We start from the raw sequence: 21406 nt of genomic DNA on the forward strand, positions 1-21406 counted from the left end.
GGGTCGTGTTCCTTAGCGTATTTCGACGCGCTCATTGTTAGCGATGGCTTCTTCGAGCTCCTTGCGGAGCGTTTCGAGGAAAGCATCGATGTCGTCTTTGGTCTCAAGATAAGTCGTCTTCGCGAACCGGCTGGGCTCTACGATGCGCCGCTTGCGGGCTGGCGTTTTCGTAACGACAGGATCGGTCGTCGTGGCCGGTTGCGGCTGGGCAGTGCCCCCTGCCGGAGTGCCGGTCGGCGTAACAGGTACGACTTTCCTCGCCGCCTTTTCGATGACGGCGAACGCATCATCCGCTGCGTCCTGCGCGGCTTTCTGCTTCTCGAAGATGTGCGCGATACTATCTTCGGTTTCGACATCGGCTCTGATCTTCTGGATCGCGTAAAGACACTGGTTGCGCAGCTCCGGCGCAGCCCCGACTTCATCAAGCTCGGCTTTCACCCGTGCAATGTGCTCGTCGATCTTCTGCAGCGCATGAGTACAGCGCTTCTTTACGAGGGCCTTGTTGATCTCGCCCACGCGGTTGATCAGCGTGTCAGCTTCCTTGATCATCCCGTAAGGCGAGTCCGCCGTCAGGATGTCATCGATGCGCTTCAAGCCCTGTGCCGCGTCGTCATCCTTCAAGAGTTCAAGACGGTTGAAGTCGAACCGCAGCTTGGCCTTTCGCAGCTTCTCCCAAGCGGGCTTCTGGTTTTCATAAAAGGTGCGCAGCTCCGCGACATCATCGGCGAGTTCGAGGAACTCATTCTTGAACTCGATGAAGTGACCGAGAAACTGGTAACTGTCCTGAATGTTCAGCGCCTTTGCGACAACGCCCTGGGCATCCGCGATGGCTGACGATCCCGGATAGTTGCCTGTGTCGGCAAGCGGCTTCCAGCTGTTGAGGTCTGATTGCCAACCAGCGAGATGTTTCCGGACATGCTGGGTAAGGGCATCCTCGCCGTCCGGCGCGATGGCCTGGAAAACATCCTTCGCGATGGAACGGGCCTTCTGCAGGCTCTCACGGTCAACGGTCTGCCGTTTGACAACGGTGATGCGCCGCCATTTGTTCGGACCGTCGATCACGGGATAGATGGCATCCGGCGTGAGCGTATTGTCCCCATCAATGACGAGGCTGATTTCGCCCATCATGACAAGACGGACAACAAGAAGGACCGTCTCCCAGTCATTCCAGCCGAAGGGTCGCCGCCCAAAACGATCCTCAACAAGGTTGTAGAGAACGACGGAATGCGACTTTGCCGCCATGAGAGAGACGTAGTTCACGACCTCCTTCAAGGCTTCGGCGTTCGCGACACTGCTGCCATCAAGGCTCAGCCCGTCCTGCGTCGGTGCGGCGAGAACAGAACGGATTTCAGCTTGCGCGTTCGAGACAGGGTTCTTGAGGTAGCTGAGCTTCGGGAAGCTGTTTTTCACCAGATAACCGAGCGCTTCTTCGACAGCCGCCCCTACCGAACCGGAAGGAGCAGGTCGTTGTTGCCCTGCGGCGTAGTATTTCGCTTCCTTCATCTGACGTTCGAGGATGACCTTGAGCCGCTCCTTGCGTTCGCGGTTCTCCTCCTGACGCTCCCGAAGAATTTTCAGGGTCGTTGGCGTGGCGGTGCCATCGTTCTTGCGCTTGATGTATTTGTCAGTCTGGAGATAGGTGCGCAGCTCTCTCGCAAGTGCTTTGTCGTCTTCGAGACGGACCAACACCTGACCGTCATCCATCGTGCTCTGCGTGATGCAGCGCGCGTCATGGAAATCACTGTATTCATCGGACAGCGGGGTCAGGACCGAGATTACCAGGTCGCCTTCGCTCCGGCTGCCATAGGGATGCAGGTCGCAGAGACGCGATACGCCAAAGTCCTTGTTGTTTTCCGGATAGCGATATTTGCGGAGACTACCCAGTATTTCGTCGAAGATCAGTTCGCCAAGCAACTTGGTTTCTTCGCCGGAGCCGAGGTCAACGTCCTTAATCTCGCGGCTGATGTCGCGCTCTTCGTTGGTGAGGAAGAAGTAGTCCTCGCCATTCCGGTTGACGAGCGTCTCCTTCTCAAGGCGGAGAAGGCTGGCTTCGATCTCACCGCGAAGCGCCAGTCGGTCTGCATCAATGCGGTCGATGAACAGCGTGACCAGGTTGTCGATATTCCCCGAAATTTCGTCGACATACCGGATGAGGAACAACGTCTTCAGGACCTGCGCGTCGAAAGTCTGCAGGCTCGGGTTGCTTTTGACCCCTTCGATCGCACGGCGCACGACTCCTTCGAGGAAGCTCTCGATCGCCGGGTAGAAGCGATACAACGGCACGAGCACACCGATATCATCATCGGCAACGTCGAGCGCGCCAGTCTGGAAAGCGTCGAGCATCGACCGCTCGCCTTTCGCCAGGTGCAGGCCGGTCGCGCCGTATTTACGGCTGCTTTCGAAGACTTTCTGGACAAGCTGGAACTGATAAGGCGCGAAGGGGTAGACATCGACGAAGTCGTCGCGGTCCGCATAAGGCTTGAAGGTCATACCGACATTTTTGAAGCTTAGCTGGTTCTTCAGGATATCGGCCTTCTCGTCGTAGACTTTGCCAAGCTCTTTCTTGGCATCTTCGACTTTGGCAAGGAGACGCTTCTGGATCACTTCGTCGGCGTTCGCGCCTGAGAGCGACAAGCGCGTCCGGAAACGGCCCTGAATCTTTGAGAAGTCGTTAGATTTGCTTGCGCGGAGATCACCGAGAACGGTGTCCATGTCTTCCTGCGAAGTCACGACGACCCAGGCGCGACCGTTGCACGCTGTCCCGAGATTCTCGGTGATCGTTTGCAAGTTCAGCATCAGATGGGTGTCTTGACCGATGAACTGACCGATTTCATCGACAAGGAAGATAATCCGGTGATCCGATCCTTTCGCATCGAGGTACTCCTTCACCCATTTGGCGAAGCTCTCGACAGAAAGGGAAAAGTCCTGCTCGAAACGGGTGAGCCACGCATCAGAGTCCTTGATGTCCTCGCCAAGCGTCTTCGACAGGGCATCGGCAAGAGCGTCCGAATGGAACTGGTACGCATCGCGCTCATGCTTCCAAACGATGCCGTGGTCGGCCTTCAACGTATCTTGGAAGGCATCGAATTTGCCGCGCTTCTCAAGATGGCGCTCCATGTGCGCGATGTGAGGATGGTCGCCGCAATAACCAAGCCGTTCGTTAAGCACCTTAAGGAAGACACGAAGGATGACATCGCGACCGTCGGCGTTACTTGCCTTGCTATCGATGTTGAACAGGATCACATCGACATTGCTCGCGACCGCACGCTTGATATCCGCTGCGAGCAGCGCATCCTGAATCTTGTCTTCGAAGAAGTCGATGGCCTTCTTGGTCTGACCGCCTTTCGTGACTTCGCGGTTCTCCAGAAGGTAGGAAAGAATTTTGATGAAGTGCGACTTACCAGAGCCGAAAAACCCGGAAACCCACACACCCACGTTGCTGGCGACATCAGGGTCGCGGGAACTGGTAATCGCGTTCAAATATGCCTCAAAGAACTTCCGGATATGAACGTCCAGTTCCTTGGTAACCACATACTCTTCAAGTTCCTGCCAAACAGACTCGGCATCAAACTGCTCGGCCTTGATGACACCATTAATGGAACGGTCAATCGGACGCTCAAATAGTTCTTTGATCTTCATTTATTGCTCCCTTAGTCGACCAACCTGAAAGCCCTGTAGTAGGGATTGTCTTTCAGAAGGCCGAATAGTTTCAGGCTCTGCCCATCGTATTTTCCCGGATAGAACAGCACGAGCGGCGTACTGCCCATCATCGAGTGCAGGTTGTTGAGCAGATTATGTGTCCGCAGTAGCGGGTATGCCGCACCCACACCGGAGACAATGATCAGGTCGTGATCGGCTGGCGAAGCCGCCGCGATCATGGCCTTGGCGACCCTACCTGAATCCAGCGGAGCACGAAGCGCACGAAGCGTCGCATCGTCCCCCTTTTCACGCTGCATTTCGATGGCCTTGTCAAAGAGGCCGCGCTCCTTGAGGTGATCGACCAGCAAGGCCCAGAGATTTACATGGGCAACGCGCAGGTCTGGCCTGCGCTTGTTGAGCTGAGAGAGCACGAAACCAATATGCTCGCGCACCACGAGCTCTGACTTGGGATCGTAATCAAACGCGAAGAACGGAATCTCACCCGAGAGATTCCGCCCTGAAAGGAAGTCTTCCGAGGTGATGCGGTCCAGGATTTTGTTAAGGCGCTCATCGAGGTCAGTCACAGCGTCACCTGCAAGCACTGGACGACATCTTTCTGTCCGGTCTCTCTAAGATAGGTGAGCACGGCTGGGGCGATCTGAACCGGCTGAAGGAGGTAGTTCTTCGTGTCCGCGATGAAGCCAGCCTCCTTGAGTATCTGGAATACGCTGTCACCGAGCTTGCGGGTTGTTGAGTCGTTCCATACCGGCATTTCCGGGTCTTCATCCCGTAGGTGAAGCACAAACTCGTCCCAAAGCTTGCGCGGCAGGTCATGCTTGAACGTCCTGAAACGCTCGCGAACCACACGATCCAGAAACTCCGCAAGGATCGCACTGTGCTTGACGGCGGCTGCAAGGAGGGCGTGGGTGGCGGTTTCTTTTGAGCCATCGCGAACCAGCTCCCAAAGTTCAGGGCTCATGGTCATCAGCCTGGCGCGCAGCAATGATGCCTGCCGCGCTGCAGTACCTGGCGAACGTTTCTGCAGGACGTTGTCTTCCTCGATGGCCTGCCGCCAGTCTTCCGCAGACATATCTTTGAGGAGCAGATCAGCAATGATTCTGCTCTCCTGCAGCTTCAGCGAGCCGCCTGCTATGTCAGCCTTGTACTTTGACTTTGCCATCTGCTTTTGGGCAGCGCCGCCGATCTTGCCTGCGTAACGTCTGCCCACCTCTTCTCGAATTTCGGCCTGTGCTATCGTTGCTGTCTCACTCATTGATAGGCTTTCTTAACGAGCCGCGCCGCGATTCTTGGTCGCCTCGGTGGGGCGCACCGTCTGTCGCAGCATCATTGTCTGTGCTATCCGCCTGACTACGCTCCCGGACGTACTCGCGCATGAACTCGCGAAGCACCTGCGCGGCGGGTCTGTCGTCGGCACGACAAGCCTCCAGGAATGCGTCCCGGAGATGCCGTTGAACCCTGATGCGTAGCCCTACATCTTTCATGGCGAGAGTGTATCCAACGGATACACATTTGGGTAGACCCTAACGCCCATCTTCCCACAACGGAAGCTGGGCGACCTCGCCACAAACTTGCCACAAGGAATTTCAGATCGATTCAGGAAAGGGCGGATTTCTGCGGGTCAGCGAAGATCGAAAAAATGTGGCAAAAGACTCTATTTTACGAGGTTTCTTACCAGAATTATTTACTAAGTCATTGATTTTTAAATGGTCGGAACGAGAGGATTTGAACCTCCGACCCCTTGCACCCCATGCTTTTTAAAAGCCGCAGATTTCTGCGGGTTACAAAGGACTCGCCACAGATTTGCCACAAGAGTTTTCGAGCAAACTCCCCAGCAAGCCCGTTTCCTGTTTTGGAGCATCTTCATCTTCAAGCAAATGCCCATAGACGTTTAACGTCGTCTCGATATTCGTATGCCCCATCAGTGTCTGGATTTTCTTCAGGTTCACTTTCTTCTCGATCAACATGGAAGCGAAGAAGTGCCGTAAATCGTAGGGGCGGAATTTTGGGCGGTCATAAGTTTCACCGTCGACAGTCACTGTTTCCATCAACCCGGCCTTCTCACAGGCTACATTGAAACCGCGCCTTTGCCAGTTACGGCGACACATCCATTTGCCGTTCGCAGCCGGAAAGACCAGGTCAAACGAGTTCTTGATGCCGTGGTTGTCACCGTAGTGGCGCACCATGCCCACGACATCAGAACTAAGCTCGATGTACCGTCGCCCCGCCGCTGTCTTGGTAACGCTGATCTTGTGCCCGCTGCCATCAACAGCACGCTCGACCCTGACCCCGCCGTCATCGATCGCGCTCGTCGCCAGGGCGAGATATTCTTGCGGTCGCATCCCTGAATCCGCGGCAAGGTAGAGCATAGGTCTGTACCGTTGCCAGGGCTTGGTAATTGTCTGGTTCTTGAGATTGGCAAGCGCATCAGCAGCTTGCAGCAACGCGATCACATCGCGCTTGCTCGGGATCACGACCGGCTCCTGGTAACGCGCATCGGAACGGATGCAAACGCCGGTCGCGACGTTGTGGGGGACATGCCCCCTGATAGACATTTCCTTCATGATCGAGTGGAACGTCGACAACACCTTGCCCGCAAGGTCGCGACTGATGTCCTGCGAGAGCAGCCAGGACCGAAAGGCAACCACGTCGGGCGTAGTCAGGGCCTGAAGGTCCTTCTGCCAGTCATATTGCTGGATGAAGCTGGCACGGTACACATAGTTCTTGCAGGTGTAGGCAGTGACCGGCTCTCGCCCGTTCAAGCCTTCCTTCTCGCAGATGCGCAGCCATTGATCCGTGGCATCGTCAACGGTGGTGATGGAAGAGACATTTCGGGAGCCGTGATCAAGCGCAGCGCCAGTTTCGACAAAGGCGCGCGCCTCCTTCAGCGTCTTGAACGATTTATACGCGTAACCTGATTTCGTGGATTTTGATGGGTAGCGTACTTGGTAATTCGCACCTTTCGCGCCGACCCGCTTTCTTATATCTGACATTATCACCCAAAATAGAACAAATCGCGATCAATAAACAAGAACAAAAGGTGATCGCATCAGTATTTTGCACTGTTTTCCGCGTCTATTTGCGCTTCACGGTAAATTCGGACCAGCGAGCCCTTTTCGATCTTCAGCTTTCCATCGATGGGATCGACAAAGAAGGGCAGCTTGCGCTTGCCGGTTGCGTCCTTCTCGGCTGCACGTTTCATCTGCCGGTCATTGAGCTCAATGCCCATATCCGACAGAACCTGTTTGGCCTCAGGGATTCCGATATAGGTCGGTGGTTTCATGATGATACTCCTTTCAGGACCTCGCCACTCCGCCCCATCCTGTGACGATCTGCTTCTACAGTTCGTAATCTTTGCAGGCCGGACGGAAGTGGTGGGTGTCCATGTAAAAAATCCGCCCCCCTCCCGGGCGGCGGACGATTAACTCTTCGCCATACTCATTGGTGACAAATATCTTTAATCGCGGTGCCGTGACGTACCGGACGTTATAGATGTCTTTCAGGGCTCCAAGGTCTTCAACGATCGCATGTGCGAGCTCTTCGATACTGATGGTCCCAAGCTGCTTATAGGCAATAAGCAATCCGCTTGGCTCAAACGAGCCTTTTCCGGTCTTCATGGCAGTCACAACTCAAAATCAATAAAAAAATTATAGGTACACATCCTATAGTTTTATTGTATCGCCATAATTCGCCTCGGGTCAAATTTGCAAACTCCGCAAATCCTTGCTGACAGCCAACTTCCAGCCACTACCACCAAAATTCAGCGACAGTTCCGTCTTGTGATTCCCGAGTAAAGCGGCGCGGGCTTTCCCTTTCATCACCACTCTCTCCCCTGTCCATGCGGCCAACCCATCAGCGCCTTTCCGTGCTGATGGTGATGCGGGGACGGCAAGAAAGGCCGTGATGGGCACGGCCTCCGAACGAAGGAGAGAGTGATGAGAAACATCTTCACCCAAGCCGCCCTTCAGGGAAAATCCCTGCCGGAACTGCGTGCGCTGTTTGCCAGTGTGCAGCAGGACCTGGTCCGCAGCGATGCGGGTTCGCAAGAACGCACTGACGCGCTGGCGAGCCTTGAGACCATCAGCCGGACGATCGCAACGCGCATGAGCGCCGGTCCTCGTCTGTAACTTCGACCCGACGACCGTCACAGGCCGTCGGGTTTACTCGCCACCTGAATGACCAGCCTGTGCGCAGGATCGTGCGGCTCACCTGCCATAGCCTGCAGGTCATGACCCACCACGCCCGCCATATCAGCGCCAATGCCGAGGCTCCCCCGCTCAAGCTGTTGCTTGATTATCCAGCGGCAGCTTCTGCGCTCTCGATGTCACGCGGCGCGCTCCGTGATCTGGTCTATAAAGGCCGGGGGCCGGTGGTCACCAAAATCGGCAGCAGGACATTCTTCGCCGTGAAAGACCTTGAGCGCTTCATAGAACGCCACCGCGAAGGCCCGACGGACTAGGCGCGCCGCCAAAGAGCGCGGCCTGTCCGGTGTCAGCTATTTCTTCTTCCCTTTACCCAGCTTCGCAAGCTCATCGGCGAGATGGTCGGGACGAAGGTTCGCATAGCGTTTGAGGGATTTCGGATCACGATGCCCTGACATCGCCATCACCGCCGTATCCGACCAGCCTGCCTCGAAGAGGCTCGACACGCGCTCATGGCGCGTATCATGAAACCGGAAGTGCTCCAGCCCCGCCTTCTTGCGGGCACGACCAAACGCCTGCCGGAATGCATTAGGCGTGAGGGGAAAAACCCTGCCATCAACACTGCGCGGAAGCTGCTGCAGTATCTCGATGGCACGGGGCGACAACGGCACGGAGTGATCAATCACCTTCTCCGGATTGCGGCTGTTCTTCACCCCACGAAAAGTCACAGCCCTGCCAGGAAGATCAACGTCCTGCCAGAGTAGCCCGAGCAGACTGCCGCGCCGCCCGCCGGTTTCAAAGCCCAGCTCGACCAGCGGTCGCAGCCACGGATTACGGGCATCCCCGCAGGCATCGAGCAGCTTTGCGATTTCCTCGGCGGTGAGCCGAACGTCCCTCTCGTCATTAACGACAGGCCGTGGCACGTCCTCGGTATTGACCGGATTGACCAGCAGACCGAGCCGCCGCTTGCGATAGTCGATGACGCGCTTGAGCAGCGTGAGCTCGCGTTTGACCGTGCCAGGCGCGATCAGCTTGCCCATGCGATTGGTCTGCGCCAAGCGCCGGTCACGATAAGCCTCGAACTGTTCCGGTGTCAGGTTGGCAACGGCGTGGGCGCAGAGCGCCGCCTCCTCACGCAAGAACCGCTCCAGCCGTGAACGCTCTGCTATGCGCGACTGCTCACCTGGCCGCTTCTCCGTGACATCCTTCAGATAGAGACTAACGAGCTCTCCGAGAGTCGTACGCTGACCGGCGGAATGATCAACGAAGTGACCGGCAGCCATCTCGCTCTCGGTACGGTGTGCCCAATCCTGTGCACGTTTCTTGGTGGCGAAGGTTGCGGACTGCGCAGGCCAGCCCTTGCGGCGAATCTTCACCTGCCACTGACCGTCTCCGCGCTTGGTGATTGAGGCCATGTCTCAACCCGCCCCGTTGTCCCAAATCTGTCCCAAACAGGATAAGCGCAAAGCGCCAGATCCCAAAGCGCTATGGTAAGCTGATGATTTTAGAGAAAGATTATGGCGCACCCGATAGGATTCGAACCTATGGCCTCTGCCTTCGGAGGGCAGCGCTCTATCCAGCTGAGCTACGGGTGCTTACCGGGTCGCGACTGTTTGCACAGCGCTTCCGTAAACTGCGTGCGAGTATAAAAGCAAGAACGAAGGCCTCGCGAATCCTCGTTCTCCTGGCCTCTTCCACCCTCCTCCATCATCGCCTGCCCCGCGACATCCGCCGACGCGGCGCACCGGCCCGGCCGGCCCGGCCATGGTTGCCTGCGCGCGTCTATAGCGGCACAGCCGCAAGGCCGCAACGGATAAATCCACGCACCCGCGTCGCGATTGCATTGCGCGCGGCGCAGGCCTAACCCTGATGCTGACGCGCCAAGCCCCCCGCACCAGACCGGAGCCGCCCATGCTGATCCATACCGGCACAGCCCGTACCGTCTCTGTCGATCTGCGCCTTGCCGCCTCGCTGTCGCTGCTGGCCGGGGCGATCAACGCGGCGGGGTTCCGGTCGCTGGGGCTGTTCTCGGGTAACATGACCGGCAATGTCTCGGCGTTGTCGGACCATCTGGCGCTGGGCGATCTGCGGCTGGCCTTCTGGGCGGTCAGCCTGGTCATCGCCTTCATCTCGGGCGCCTTCGCCTCGGCGCTGCTGATCGAGGTCGGCCGCAGGCGGGGGATCAGCGGCATCTACGCCTATTCGATCCTGGCCGAAGCCGGGCTGCTGGCGCTGATCGCGCTGGCCGACATCGGCCTGCCGGCGATCCGGTCCGATCCGCTGGTGCTGGTGGGGGTGGCCTTCGTGATGGGGCTGCAGAACGCGGCGACAACGCGGATTTCGGACGCGCGGGTGCGCACCACGCATGTCACCGGCACCGCCACCGATATCGGGGTGGAACTGGCGATCTTGCTGGGCAATGCGCGCAGCCAGTCCGGCCGCGGCGTGGTGCGCGACCGGCTGATCCTGCATCTGGCGACGATTGTGGCCTTTCTGGTCGGAGGCATCGGCGGCGTGCTGATCTATGGCTGGATCGGTGGGGGGCTGTTCTTGCTGATCGCGCTGGTGCTGACCGCGCTGGCCCTGCCCGATGCGCGTCGCGCGCGGGCGGCGCACCTGGCCGATCCGCGCGGCTGAGGCGCCCCTTGCCGCCCGGCCCGCGCCAAGGACGCAGGGCGTGGCTTCAGCCTGCTAGCCGAACAACTCGTGGCACAGCTCCAGCGCCTCGATCAGCGCATCGACCTCCTGGCGGGTGTTGTAAAGGCCGAAGGAGGCGCGGCAGGTCGCCGTCACGCCCAGATGCTCCATCAACGGCTGGGCGCAATGGTGGCCGGCGCGCACCGCCACCCCCTTCTTGTCAAGCACGGTCGAGATGTCATGCGCATGTGCCGCCCCGTCCAGCGTGAACGAGAAGATCGCCCCCTTGGTCGCCGAATTTCCCTGCACGTTCAGCCAGTTCAGCCCGTCGAGGCGCGCGCGCGCATAATCGCGCAGATCGCGTTCATGCGCCGCGACGTTCTCCATCCCCAGATCCATCAGATATTCCAGCGCCACCCCCAGCCCGATCTGCTGCACGATCGCGGGCGTTCCGGCCTCGAACTTCATCGGCGGGTCGGCGTAGCTGACGGCATCCTTCGTGACCTCGCGGATCATGTCGCCGCCGCCCAGGAAGGGGCGCATCTCGGCCTGACGCTCGGCCCGGATGTAGATCGCGCCAGAGCCCGAGGGACCATACAGCTTGTGCCCGGTGATGGCGTAGAAATCGCAGCCCAGATCCTGCACGTCGACGGGGCCGTGTACCGCGCCCTGGCTGCCGTCGACCAGCACCGGAACGCCCTTTGCCCGGGCGCCCGCGCAGATCGTCTTGATATCGACCTTGGTGCCCAGCACGTTCGACATGTGGGTGATCGCGATCAGCCGGGTCTTCGGCCCGATCGCGTCCAGCACCGCCTGCGGGTCAAGATCGCCGTTCACATCGACATCGACCCATTTCAGCACCACCCCCTGGCGTTCGCGCAGGAAATGCCAGGGCACGATGTTGGCGTGATGCTCCATCACCGACAGCACGATCTCGTCGCCCGGCTGCAGCCGCGGCGCGGCCCAGCCGTAAGACACCAGATTGATCGCCTCGGTCGAGCCCGAGGCAAAGACGATCTCTTCCTCGTGGGCTGCGTTCAGGAAGCGCGCGATGGTGCCGCGCACGGCCTCGTACTTGTCGGTCGCCAGATTCGACAGATAATGCAGCCCCCTGTGAACGTTGGCATATTCCAGCGCATAGCCCTGGGTCACCGCGTCGATCACGGCCTTCGGCTTTTGCGCCGAGGCGCCGTTGTCGAGATAGACCAGCGGCTTGCCGTTCACCTCGCGCGCGAGGATCGGGAAATCGGATCGGATCTTGGCCAGATCGTACATCACACAGCTCCCATTGGGGCGACGCCGAACGCCGACAGGATGAAGGAGGCAAACAGGATCAGCACCACCCCGGTGCCGATGATGCCCAGAAGTACCAAGCCCAGCGACCTGAAGCCGTGCAGTTCGGCGACGCCATTGCTCAGGGTCCAGAAAATCGCCGCGAAGGTGGCGATGACCGCCAGCAGCCCCAGGAAGGGGAACGCCAGGATCAGCAGCAACTCGGCCGTCTGCAGCACCATGGTCAGGGCCTGCCACCAGACCACCAGCTTCAGCGCGCCGATCGGCGTACCCTGCCCGCCAAACAGCCGCCCCGCCAGATGGGTCACCGGCACCAGCACCGCAAGCAGCCCGAACTGCATCGCAGCCATGACCGCGGGCCCGGGAAGCTGCGCGGGATCGAAAGGCAGGCTGCCGCGGGGCCCGGTGACGAATTCCCCCCAGGCCAGCATGCCCGCGACGATCGCCAGCAAGATCAGCGCCTGCCACAGCCAGCCCGGCGAAACCGGCGCGTCCAGGAAACGCCGCATGACCGCGCGCGGGCGCAGCACGGAATCGCGCAACAACACCCAGAAATCCGAAAAGGTCAGGCTCATCGCGCCGTTCGTCCTTCCGTTCCGCGTTCCACCACCCAAAGCCCGCCCAGCCAAAGCCAGGCGAAGGCCGCCGCGACCACCCAGCCCAGGGCCCTTGCCGCCACCCCCGGCCCAATGATCCCCGCAACCAGCCCGTTCAGCAGCATCAACGGGCTGATCGCCAGCATCGACCAGAACAGCGCCAGCCGCGCCCCGTACCAGCCGCCGCGTCCCCCCAGCGCCCGCGCCGCCAGATGGGCAATCGCAGCCCCCCCATAAGCCAGCGGCGGCAGGATGAAAAGCGTGGCCATCAGCGCACCGCCCAGCCGCTGGTCGAAGCTGACCGAATTGTCCAGATGCGCGGCCCGCGCAAGCACAGGCCATTCGCTGACGAAGATCAGGAAACAGGCCAGCATCAGCTGTGCCAATGCCCGATCCTCGCGCACCCCCGCCGCCAGCTTGCGCGCCAGAACCCGGCCCGGCGCGCGGTAGCTTTCAGCGATGTCCGACACGATCGACACGGCGGCCCGCCCCCTGCCCGTCCGGTCAGCCCATCCGGCGGTTCAGCCAGCCTTCCAGCCGGCCGCGGATGTCCTCTGCGATGGCCTCGTCCTCGATCTCTTCCAGCGCTTCGGCCAGGAAGGCCAGCACCAGAAGCGATTGCGCCGCCCGTTCCGGCACCCCGCGCGAGCGCAGGTAGAACAGCGCCGTGTCGTCGATCGCGCCCGAGGTCGAGCCGTGCGAACAGCTCACGTCGTCGGCGTAGATCTCCAGCTCGGGCTTGGCCAGGAACTGGCTGTCCTCGTCCAGAAGCAGCGACTGGCTGATCTGATAGCCGTCGGTCTTCTGCGCGCCGGGCTTGACCAGGATCTTGCCCTGGAACACCCCGACGGCGCCGTTGCGCAGCACCTTCTTGAACACCTGGCGGCTTTCGCAGCGCTCGGCGTCGTGGGTCACGAACACCGTGTCGTCCTGATGGAAATCGCCATCCCCCATCGCCGCACCGGCCAGATGCGCCACCGCGTCGTCGCCCAGCAGTTCCACCACCGCCTCGTTGCGGGTCATCACGCCGTTGGCCGTCAGGGTGAAGCTCTTGAACCGGCTGCCGTCGCCCAGACGGGCGAACAGATGGGTCGCGGCCTGACGGTCATGATCGCGGCCCTGGGTGCGGACATGGTGGAAACCGGCGCCATCGGCGACCAGAACCTCCAGCACCATGTTGCTCCGCGCCGCCGCAGGACCGCTTTCCAGAAGGGTCAATTCGGCGCCCTCCTCGATCTTCACGCAATGATGCAAGATCACATCGGAACTATCTGATTCATGGTTATAAATCAGATGAATGGGCTTCGCTGCCTTCGCCGTCGCCCGAATCAACACCCCCTCCGTCGCATAGGCGGAATTGAGCGCCGCCAGCGGACGTTCGACCGGTTTCTGACCGGCGGCCTCCAGCACGCCATAGACCTCATGCGCCCAATGCACATCGTGCGCACCGGCCTGGGCCAGCCGAGTGACCTCGACCCCGGCCAGGGCCGGATCGTCCGAGGCCTCGGCATCGAACACGCCGTCGGTAAAGACCAGCTTCACCCGGTCGATGGCGTCGAAGGCCGGCGCCTCGTCCTGCGCGTCGAAGGGCTGGGCGGGGGCCGGTTCGGGCGCGACCAGCGCCGCGGGATTGGTCCAGCGCCAGTATTCGTCACGCCGCCCCGGCAGGCCCATGTCCTTCAGCCGGGTCTCGGCCAGACCGCGCGCCAGCGAAAGCCAGCCGCCCGAGGCCGGCAGGCGCAGCGCGGCCAGCCGCGCCGCCAGCGCCTCTTGCTTCTGCGTCGCTTGCGGCTGCGCCATCAGACCGCCTCCGCCAGGATGCCGGCATAGCCGTTGTTCTCGACCTCCAGCGCCAGCTCCGGCCCGCCGGTCTTGATGATCCGGCCATCGGCCATGATATGCACGACGTCGGGTTTGATATGGTCCAGAAGCCGTTGATAATGCGTGATGACCAGGAAACCGCGATCGGGCGCGCGCAGCGCGTTCACACCCTCGGCCACCAGTTTCATCGCATCCACGTCCAGGCCGCTGTCGGTCTCGTCCAGGATGCACATCTTGGGTTCCAGCATGGCCATCTGCAGGATCTCGTTGCGCTTCTTCTCGCCGCCCGAGAAGCCCACGTTGACCGGCCGCTTCAGCATCTCTGCGTCGATCTTCAGGGTCTTGGCCTTCTCGCGGATCACCTTGAGGAACTCGCCCGCGCTCATCTCTTCCTGGCCGCGCGCCTTGCGCTGGGCATTCACCGCGGTGCGCAGGAAGGTCATGTTGCCGACGCCCGGAATTTCCACCGGATACTGGAACGCCAGGAACAGCCCCGCGGCGGCGCGCTCCTCTGGCTCCATCTCCAGCAGGTCCACGCCGTCGAGCGTGGCGCTGCCGTCGGTCACCTCGTAGCCGTCGCGGCCCGAAAGCACATAGGACAGCGTCGACTTGCCCGACCCGTTCGGCCCCATGATCGCATGCACCTTGCCGGGCTCGACCTCCAGATCGACCCCTTTCAGGATCTGCTTGTCCTCTTCTTCAAGCTTGACGTGCAGGTTGTTGATCTTCAGCATCTTTTCCTCATTCCATCATGACAGCGGCACGCAGGGCGCCCACCATCGGCAAGTTGTTTCCGGCACCTTGGGCGCCGCCCGGGCCTAGCGCTCGACGCGCCCGAACAGCCCCCGCACCAGCGCCCCGCAGATCAGACCGATCACCAGCATCACCGCGTAGAAGCGCATACTCTGCAGATCCAGCCAACCGGCCTGCTTCAGCCCGATCATCGCGAGAGAAACGAAAGCCGCAATGAAACCAAGCTTGTAGAACGCGGCCCTCACCCGACGGACCCCTCCAGCGAGATCGCGACCAGGCTTTGCGCCTCCATCGCGAATTCCATCGGCAGCGCCTGCAGCACCTCTTTGCAGAAGCCGTTGACGACCAGCGCCACCGCCTCTTCCTCGTCCATCCCGCGCGAGCGGCAGTAGAACAGCTGATCGTCGTCGACCTTCGAGGTCGTCGCCTCATGCTCGACGCGGCTCGAGTTGTTCTTTACCTCGATATAGGGCACCGTATGCGCCCCGCATTTGTCGCCGATCAGCAGGCTGTCGCACTGGGTGTAGTTGCGCCCGTTCTTGGCCTTCGGGTGCATCGACACCAGACCACGGTAGGTGTTCTGGGCCTTTCCAGCCGAAATCCCTTTGGAAACAATGCGAGAGCGCGTGTTCTTGCCAAGATGGATCATCTTGGTGCCGGTATCGGCCTGCTGCATGTTGTTGGCGATGGCGATCGAGTAGAACTCTCCCTGGCTTTCATCGCCGCGCAGGATGCAGCTGGGATATTTCCAGGTGATCGCCGATCCGGTTTCCACCTGGGTCCACATCACCTTGGCCCGGTCGCCACGGCAATCGGCGCGCTTGGTGACGAAGTTGTAGATCCCGCCGCGGCCTTCCTCGTCGCCCGGATACCAGTTCTGGACGGTCGAGTATTTCACCTCGGCATCTTCCTGCACCACGATCTCTACCACCGCGGCATGCAGCTGCGCGATATCGCGCTTGGGCGCGGTGCAGCCTTCCAGATAGCTGACATAGCTGCCCTTTTCGGCGATGATCAGGGTGCGCTCGAACTGGCCGGTATTCTCGGCGTTGATGCGGAAATAGGTCGACAGCTCCATCGGGCAGCGCACGCCCTCGGGGATGTAGACGAAAGAGCCGTCCGAGAAGACCGCGCTGTTGAGCGTGGCAAAGTAATTGTCCGACTGCGGCACGACCGAGCCGAGGTATTTCCTCACCAGATCGGGATGTTCGCGCACCGCCTCCGAAATCGACATGAAGATCACGCCGGCCTTCTTCAGCTCTTCCTTGAATGTGGTGCCGACCGAAACCGAATCGAACACCGCATCCACCGCCACCTTGCGGCCTTCGGCGGGGATCTGGTCGGCGCCCTCGACGCCGGCCAGGATCATCTGCTCCTTCAGCGGGATGCCCAGCTTTTCGTAAGTCGCCAGCAGCTTGGGATCGACTTCGTCCAGGCTCTTGGGCTTGACCTGCATGCTCTTGGGTTTGGCGTAGTAATACTGGTCCTGATAGTCGATCATCGGGATCTTCAGCATCGCCCAGTCGGGCTCTTCCATCTGCTGCCAGCGCCGGAAGGCCTGAAGGCGCCAATCGGTCATCCATTCCGGCTCTTCGTTCTTGGCCGAGATCAGACGCACGATGTCCTCGTTCAGCCCCTTGGGGGCGAAATCCATCTCGATCTCGGTTTCCCAGCCATGCTTGTATTTGCCGGCCATTGCCTGGACGGCTTCCACCGTCTCGCGGTCTACGCCCTCGCGCACCTCGGTCTGGGTCTCGTCCAAAACGCTCATTCCTTTTCCATTCCTTCAGGGGGCTTCAGGCCCCGAACCTCAACCTGCCCGCGCCCGGAACTTCCGGTTCTGGGCCAGCCACGCCTCGGCAAAGCGCAGCACCTCTTCCTCGGTCACCCCGGGCCCGAGCGAGACTCGGATGGCGCTCGCGGCCGCGCCCTCCTCCAGCCCCATGGCGCGCAGCACCTGGCTGGCCCGCACCTTGCCCGAGGAACAGGCCGAACCCGCCGATATGGCGAAGCCGGCCAGATCCATCTGCATCACCTGGGTCTCACCCTTCCAACCCGGCGTCACCAGGCAGGCGGTATTGGGAAGACGTAGCCCAGATTTCCCGACAATAATAGTCGTCTTTGCGTCAGAGGCAATCACCTCTTCTAGAATTTTTCTAATTTGTGAGACTTCGTCCCAGACGCCGTTCGCAAGGTCCTTCGCGGCCGCGTCGGCCGCGGCGCCAAAACCGGCGATGCCGATGATGTTCTCGGTCCCGGCCCGGCGCCCCATCTCCTGCCCGCCGCCGCGCAGCTGGGCGGCCACGTCAAGGCCGCGCTTCACCACCAGCGCGCCCACCCCCTTGGGTCCGCCCAGCTTGTGCGCCGACACCAGCCCCATCTCGATCCCCAGCCAGTTGAAGGCCAGCGGCAGCTTGCCGAAGCCCTGGGTCAGGTCCGACACCGCCAACCCCTGCGGCAGATCCTGCACCACGCCGGTCTCGGAATTGGCGATCTGCAGCGTGGCGCGCCCGGGCTCTGGCACCGTTACCCGGCCCTCAGCATCCACCGCCAGATCCTCGGCGCACCAGGCGCGCACCGCGTCATGCTCGATGCCCGCGCAGGCGATCCCGCGCCCCGCCAACGCCAAAGCCGCCGCCTCCGTCGCGCTGGAGGTAAAGATGATATCCGCCCCCTCGGCTCCCAGCGCGGCGGCCACCTGCGCCCGCGCGCGCTCGACCAGCGCCTTGGCCGCACGCCCCTCGGCATGCACGGAAGAGGGGTTGCCGACCACATCCATCGCCGCCGCCATCGCCGCCCTGGCCTCGGGCCGCAGCGGCGTGGTCGCGTTCCAGTCCAGATAGACGCGCGAAGCCAAACCTGATCCCTTCATCTTGGCGAAAATACTCCGGGGGGCTCCGGGGGGCTGGCCCCCCGGCCTCGCCCGATCAATCCTCGTCCACCACCGAGAACAGCGCCGGCACCGCCGGACAGGGCCGCATCTCGTTGCGGATCACATCCGACAGCCGGGTCTGGTGCAGGAACACATAGACATGCGCCGAAAGCCCCTCCCACAGCCGGTTGGTCAGCGATTGCGCCCGCGTCCCCGAAAGCCCCCCCGAGGCCCCCGCGCCCGCCTGCATCGCGCTTACCGTCTCGTCCACGGCCTCCAGAACCTCGCTCACCCGGATCTCGGCGGCCGGCCGCGACAGCCGATAGCCACCGCCGGGCCCGCGCACCGATTCTACCAGACCCGCGCGGCGCAGCTTGACGAAAAGCTGCTCCAGATAGGGCAGCGATATGTCCTGACGCTTCGAGATCGCGGCCAGCGAGACAAGCTCGTCCGGCTTCGCGATCGCCAGATCCGCAAGCGCCACCATCGCGTAGCGCCCCTTGGTCGAGAGTTTCATCGGCCTTCCCCTGCCAAAGACATTGACGAACGGCGCCCGCAACCTTAACTCGGGTTCCACCCCTTCGGCCCCGGTCGCAGGGTGCAACGGTTATTAGGGTCACCGCGGGATTGCGTCAAGAAAGCCCCGGCCCCGGCGTAAGGAAAGCAGGCTGCTCCCATGCCCGAAGTGATTTTTCCCGGACCCGAAGGCCGGCTCGAAGGTCGCTACCATCCCCAGAAGGAAAAAGACGCCCCGATCGCCATCGTGCTGCATCCGCACCCGCAATTCGGCGGCACGATGAACAACAAGGTCGTCTACAACCTCCATTACGCCTTTTACAACATGGGCTTCACCGTGCTGCGATTCAACTTCCGCGGCGTCGGGCGCAGCCAGGGCGAATATGATCAGGGCGTGGGCGAATTGTCCGATGCCGCCTCGGCGCTCGATTATCTGCAGTCGATGAACCAGAACGCCAAGCATTGCTGGGTGGCGGGTTTTTCCTTCGGCGCCTGGATCGGGATGCAACTGCTCATGCGCCGACCAGAGATCACCGGCTTCATCTCGGTCGCGCCGCCCGCGAACATGTACGATTTCACCTTCCTCGCCCCCTGCCCGGCTTCGGGCCTGATCATCAACGGCCTGAACGACCGGGTGGCGCCGCCAAAGGATACCCGCACGCTGGTATCCAAGCTGCATGAGCAGAAGGGCATCACCATCACCCATACCGAGATCGAGGGCGCGGACCACTTCTTCAAGGACGAAGAAGCCCACATGAAGCCGATGATCGACCATGTCACCACCTATGTGAAGCGCCGCCTGACCGAGGGGACGCGCTGACGATGGCGCTGATCGACGACATCGCCGAGGCGCTGTCCGCCGAGGCGGTCAAGGCGATCGAGGCCACCGGCGACGACCGCTTCCACGAAAAGGTGGCCAAGGTGATCGGCACGTCCTCGACCACGCTGGAAGAAGCCTTCAACACCTCGATGCGGCTGCGGCTGGCCGAACGCCGCGCGCGCCAGTTCATCGAGGCCGAACTGGCCAAGGCGTCCACGCGCGAATGAGCACCCGGCTGGAGGCCCAGTTCGCCTTTCTGGACGAGGCCGACCGGCTGAAGCGCATCACCCGCGCGACGCCAATTTCCGACGGCTCGCGGCGCGAGAATTCCGCCGAACATTCCTGGCATCTGGCGCTTTACGCGCTGGCGCTCGCCGATCAGGCGGGCCCCGGCGTGCGCATCGACCGGGTGATCCGGATGCTGCTGATCCACGATCTGGTCGAGATCGACGTCGGCGACGTGCCGATCCATGCCGCGCAGGGTGCCGCCCATGGCTCGGCCGAGGTTCAGGCCGCCGAGGACGCCGCCGCGTGCCGCATCTTCGGCCTGCTGCCCGGCGACCAGGGCGCGGCGCTGCTGGCGCTGTGGCGCGAATTCGAAGCCAACGAGACCCCCGACGCGGTATTTGCCAAATCCCTCGACCGGGTGCAGCCGGTGCTGATGAACCTGGCCTCCGGCGGCGGCAGCTGGACCGAATATCAGGTCACCTGGCCGCAGCTGCAATCGCGCGTCGGCCACAAGGTCGCCCGCGGCGCCCCGGCAATCTGGGACTGGCTGCAGACCCGCCTGCGCGCCTTCTTCCCGGACGCCTGATCGCGGGCCGAATCGCGCCTGGATCGGCGGCCGGGTCGGGAACCGGCGCCCATTACGGTATACCACCGCATACCGCCTTCCCCTCAAGCGGGGAATAGGCTATGACCCGGCGCAAGCGAATCCACAAACAAGAGGGCCCCATGTCCAAGATCAAGGTAGCCAACCCGGTCGTCGAGCTTGACGGCGACGAGATGACCCGGATCATCTGGGACTTCATCAAGAAGAAGTTGATCCTGCCCTATCTCGACATCGATCTGAAATATTACGATCTGGGCATCGAATCCCGCGACGCGACCGATGACCAGATCACCGTGGACGCGGCCGAGGCGATCAAGCAATACGGCGTCGGCGTGAAATGCGCCACCATCACCCCCGACGAGGCCCGGGTCGAGGAATTCGGCCTCAAGCGCATGTATCGCAGCCCCAACGGCACGATTCGCAATATCCTGGGCGGGGTGATCTTCCGCGAGCCGATCATCTGCCGCAACGTGCCGCGCCTGGTGCCGGGCTGGACCCAGCCGATCGTCGTCGGCCGCCACGCCTTCGGCGACCAGTACCGCGCCACCGACTTCCTGTTCCCCGGCAAGGGCAAGCTGACGATGAAATTCGTCGGCGAGGACGGCACGGTGATCGAGCGCGAGGTCTTCGACGCGCCCTCGTCCGGTGTCGCGATGGGGATGTACAACCTCGACCAGTCGATCATCGACTTCGCCCGCGCCAGCATGAATTACGGCCTGGTCAAGGGTTGGCCGGTGTACCTGTCGACCAAGAACACCATCCTCAAGGCCTATGACGGCCGCTTCAAGGACCTGTTCCAGAAGGTCTACGAGGAAGAATTCGCCGACAAGTTCAAGGCCGCCGGCATCCATTACGAGCACCGGCTGATCGACGACATGGTGGCAAGCGCGCTGAAATGGTCGGGCGGCTATGTCTGGGCGTGCAAGAACTACGACGGCGACGTGCAATCCGATACCGTGGCACAGGGCTTCGGCTCGCTCGGGCTGATGACCTCGGTGCTGATGACGCCGGACGGCAAGACCGTCGAGGCCGAAGCCGCCCACGGCACCGTCACCCGCCACTACCGCCAGCACCAGCTGGGCAAGGAGACCTCGACCAACTCGATCGCATCGATCTTCGCCTGGACCGGGGGGCTGAAGCACCGTGCCAAGCTCGACGACAACGCGGCACTGCTGAACTTCGCCGAGACGCTGGAAAAGGTCTGCGTCCAGACCGTCGAGGACGGCTTCATGACCAAGGACCTGGCGCTGCTGGTGGGGCCGGACCAGAAGTGGCTGACCACGATGGGTTATCTGGAAAAGGTCGATGAATACCTGAACAAGGCACTGGCCTGAGCCGACGAAGATGGCACGAACGGGAAAGGCGGGGATGATCCCCGCCTTTTTCAATTTCGCGGGGGCTCTGCCCCCGCACCCCCGGAGTATTTGGACCAAGATGAAGGGCAAGACCGGGCCCTGTCGCTGCTTC

General features: G+C 61.5%; 23 protein-coding genes and 1 tRNA gene. 7 read left to right on the forward strand and 17 right to left on the reverse strand.

All coding sequences use genetic code 11. The features are described 5' to 3' along the window. Window positions 1-12: 12 nt before the first annotated feature. The 6 genes from brxC to BLV97_RS01750 form a co-directional block, all read right to left on the reverse strand. The gene (brxC, locus tag BLV97_RS01720) at window positions 13-3639 is read right to left on the reverse strand and encodes a BREX system P-loop protein BrxC (RefSeq protein ID WP_035840066.1); all 3627 of its coding nucleotides are present in this window, start codon (window positions 3637-3639) and stop codon (window positions 13-15) included. Between the two features lie 11 nt (window positions 3640-3650). Further along, window positions 3651-4223, reverse strand: a complete 573-nt coding sequence (locus tag BLV97_RS01725; RefSeq protein WP_035840069.1) for a DUF1788 domain-containing protein — start codon at window positions 4221-4223, stop codon at window positions 3651-3653. After that, window positions 4220-4912 carry a DUF1819 family protein gene (locus BLV97_RS01730; RefSeq protein ID WP_210184753.1) on the reverse strand — a complete coding sequence of 231 codons (693 nt, stop codon included), beginning with the start codon at window positions 4910-4912 and terminating at the stop codon, window positions 4220-4222. Before BLV97_RS01730 ends, BLV97_RS01725 begins: the two co-directional genes overlap by 4 nt. A 526-nt stretch (window positions 4913-5438) precedes the next feature. Then, window positions 5439-6650 (reverse strand): tyrosine-type recombinase/integrase, encoded by a 1212-nt coding sequence (locus BLV97_RS01740; protein ID WP_035840072.1) that lies wholly within the window; start codon window positions 6648-6650, stop codon window positions 5439-5441. Window positions 6651-6706: 56 nt separating this feature from the next. Continuing rightward, window positions 6707-6940: a hypothetical protein gene (locus tag BLV97_RS01745; RefSeq protein ID WP_035840076.1), complete on the reverse strand. Its 234-nt coding sequence runs from the start codon at window positions 6938-6940 to the stop codon at window positions 6707-6709. Between the two features lie 55 nt (window positions 6941-6995). Beyond that, complete coding sequence (locus BLV97_RS01750) at window positions 6996-7274, reverse strand: hypothetical protein (protein WP_143037480.1); 279 nt, start codon at window positions 7272-7274, stop codon at window positions 6996-6998. 318 nt (window positions 7275-7592) lie between these two features. Between BLV97_RS01750 and BLV97_RS01755 the strand changes: the two genes are divergently transcribed. Next, window positions 7593-7784 carry a hypothetical protein gene (locus tag BLV97_RS01755; protein WP_035840087.1) on the forward strand — a complete coding sequence of 64 codons (192 nt, stop codon included), beginning with the start codon at window positions 7593-7595 and terminating at the stop codon, window positions 7782-7784. 59 nt (window positions 7785-7843) lie between these two features. Continuing rightward, window positions 7844-8116 (forward strand): helix-turn-helix domain-containing protein, encoded by a 273-nt coding sequence (locus BLV97_RS01760; protein WP_035840088.1) that lies wholly within the window; start codon window positions 7844-7846, stop codon window positions 8114-8116. Window positions 8117-8152: 36 nt separating this feature from the next. On the opposite strand, the gene BLV97_RS01765 is transcribed toward BLV97_RS01760, so the two are convergent. Both BLV97_RS01765 and BLV97_RS01770 read right to left on the reverse strand, forming a co-directional pair. Continuing rightward, window positions 8153-9214, reverse strand: coding sequence for a tyrosine-type recombinase/integrase (locus BLV97_RS01765; RefSeq protein ID WP_035840094.1), 1062 nt, complete (start codon window positions 9212-9214; stop codon window positions 8153-8155). Window positions 9215-9317: 103 nt separating this feature from the next. After that, window positions 9318-9394: transfer RNA gene (locus BLV97_RS01770), tRNA-Arg, on the reverse strand. 316 nt (window positions 9395-9710) lie between these two features. Between BLV97_RS01770 and BLV97_RS01775 the strand changes: the two genes are divergently transcribed. Next, window positions 9711-10436 carry a YoaK family protein gene (locus BLV97_RS01775; protein ID WP_035840096.1) on the forward strand — a complete coding sequence of 242 codons (726 nt, stop codon included), beginning with the start codon at window positions 9711-9713 and terminating at the stop codon, window positions 10434-10436. Between the two features lie 54 nt (window positions 10437-10490). Here the strand turns inward: BLV97_RS01775 and BLV97_RS01780 are convergent, their stop codons facing one another. The 9 genes from BLV97_RS01780 to iscR all read right to left on the reverse strand — a co-directional run bounded on the left by BLV97_RS01780 (window position 10491) and on the right by iscR (window position 18288). Continuing rightward, a complete protein-coding gene (locus BLV97_RS01780; RefSeq protein WP_035840099.1) occupies window positions 10491-11711 on the reverse strand; it encodes a cysteine desulfurase in 1221 nt (406 codons plus the stop codon). Further along, window positions 11711-12304, reverse strand: a complete 594-nt coding sequence (locus tag BLV97_RS01785; RefSeq protein WP_035840104.1) for a Yip1 family protein — start codon at window positions 12302-12304, stop codon at window positions 11711-11713. The genes BLV97_RS01780 and BLV97_RS01785 overlap by 1 nt, the downstream gene beginning before the upstream one ends. Then, a complete protein-coding gene (locus BLV97_RS01790) occupies window positions 12301-12804 on the reverse strand; it encodes a YIP1 family protein (RefSeq protein WP_035840107.1) in 504 nt (167 codons plus the stop codon). Before BLV97_RS01790 ends, BLV97_RS01785 begins: the two co-directional genes overlap by 4 nt. A gap of 25 nt (window positions 12805-12829) precedes the next feature. Then, a complete protein-coding gene (gene sufD / locus BLV97_RS01795; RefSeq protein ID WP_035840109.1) occupies window positions 12830-14125 on the reverse strand; it encodes a Fe-S cluster assembly protein SufD in 1296 nt (431 codons plus the stop codon). Continuing rightward, the gene (gene sufC, locus BLV97_RS01800; protein ID WP_035840119.1) at window positions 14125-14880 is read right to left on the reverse strand and encodes a Fe-S cluster assembly ATPase SufC; all 756 of its coding nucleotides are present in this window, start codon (window positions 14878-14880) and stop codon (window positions 14125-14127) included. Before sufC ends, sufD begins: the two co-directional genes overlap by 1 nt. A gap of 84 nt (window positions 14881-14964) precedes the next feature. Next, window positions 14965-15144, reverse strand: coding sequence for a hypothetical protein (locus BLV97_RS01805; protein ID WP_035840122.1), 180 nt, complete (start codon window positions 15142-15144; stop codon window positions 14965-14967). After that, window positions 15141-16670 carry a Fe-S cluster assembly protein SufB gene (gene sufB, locus BLV97_RS01810; protein ID WP_035840124.1) on the reverse strand — a complete coding sequence of 510 codons (1530 nt, stop codon included), beginning with the start codon at window positions 16668-16670 and terminating at the stop codon, window positions 15141-15143. The genes BLV97_RS01805 and sufB overlap by 4 nt, the downstream gene beginning before the upstream one ends. A gap of 39 nt (window positions 16671-16709) precedes the next feature. Further along, a complete protein-coding gene (locus tag BLV97_RS01815) occupies window positions 16710-17771 on the reverse strand; it encodes a cysteine desulfurase family protein (RefSeq protein ID WP_035840127.1) in 1062 nt (353 codons plus the stop codon). Between the two features lie 55 nt (window positions 17772-17826). Continuing rightward, a complete protein-coding gene (gene iscR, locus BLV97_RS01820; protein ID WP_035840130.1) occupies window positions 17827-18288 on the reverse strand; it encodes a Fe-S cluster assembly transcriptional regulator IscR in 462 nt (153 codons plus the stop codon). Window positions 18289-18447: 159 nt separating this feature from the next. Here iscR and BLV97_RS01825 point away from each other — a divergent pair, with 159 nt between their 5' ends. The 4 genes from BLV97_RS01825 to BLV97_RS01840 all read left to right on the forward strand — a co-directional run bounded on the left by BLV97_RS01825 (window position 18448) and on the right by BLV97_RS01840 (window position 21273). Continuing rightward, window positions 18448-19107, forward strand: a complete 660-nt coding sequence (locus BLV97_RS01825; protein WP_035840133.1) for an alpha/beta hydrolase — start codon at window positions 18448-18450, stop codon at window positions 19105-19107. A gap of 2 nt (window positions 19108-19109) precedes the next feature. Continuing rightward, window positions 19110-19334 carry a hypothetical protein gene (locus BLV97_RS01830; RefSeq protein WP_035840136.1) on the forward strand — a complete coding sequence of 75 codons (225 nt, stop codon included), beginning with the start codon at window positions 19110-19112 and terminating at the stop codon, window positions 19332-19334. Then, on the forward strand, window positions 19331-19921 hold the full coding sequence (locus tag BLV97_RS01835; protein WP_035840138.1) for an HD domain-containing protein: 591 nt from the start codon (window positions 19331-19333) through the stop codon (window positions 19919-19921). Before BLV97_RS01830 ends, BLV97_RS01835 begins: the two co-directional genes overlap by 4 nt. A 140-nt stretch (window positions 19922-20061) precedes the next feature. Then, window positions 20062-21273 (forward strand): NADP-dependent isocitrate dehydrogenase, encoded by a 1212-nt coding sequence (locus BLV97_RS01840; protein WP_035840140.1) that lies wholly within the window; start codon window positions 20062-20064, stop codon window positions 21271-21273. Window positions 21274-21406 lie beyond the last annotated feature (133 nt).

Origin of the sequence: Allgaiera indica (genome assembly GCF_900106675.1) — a bacterium.
Taxonomy (GTDB): Bacteria; Pseudomonadota; Alphaproteobacteria; order Rhodobacterales; family Rhodobacteraceae; genus Acidimangrovimonas; species Acidimangrovimonas indica.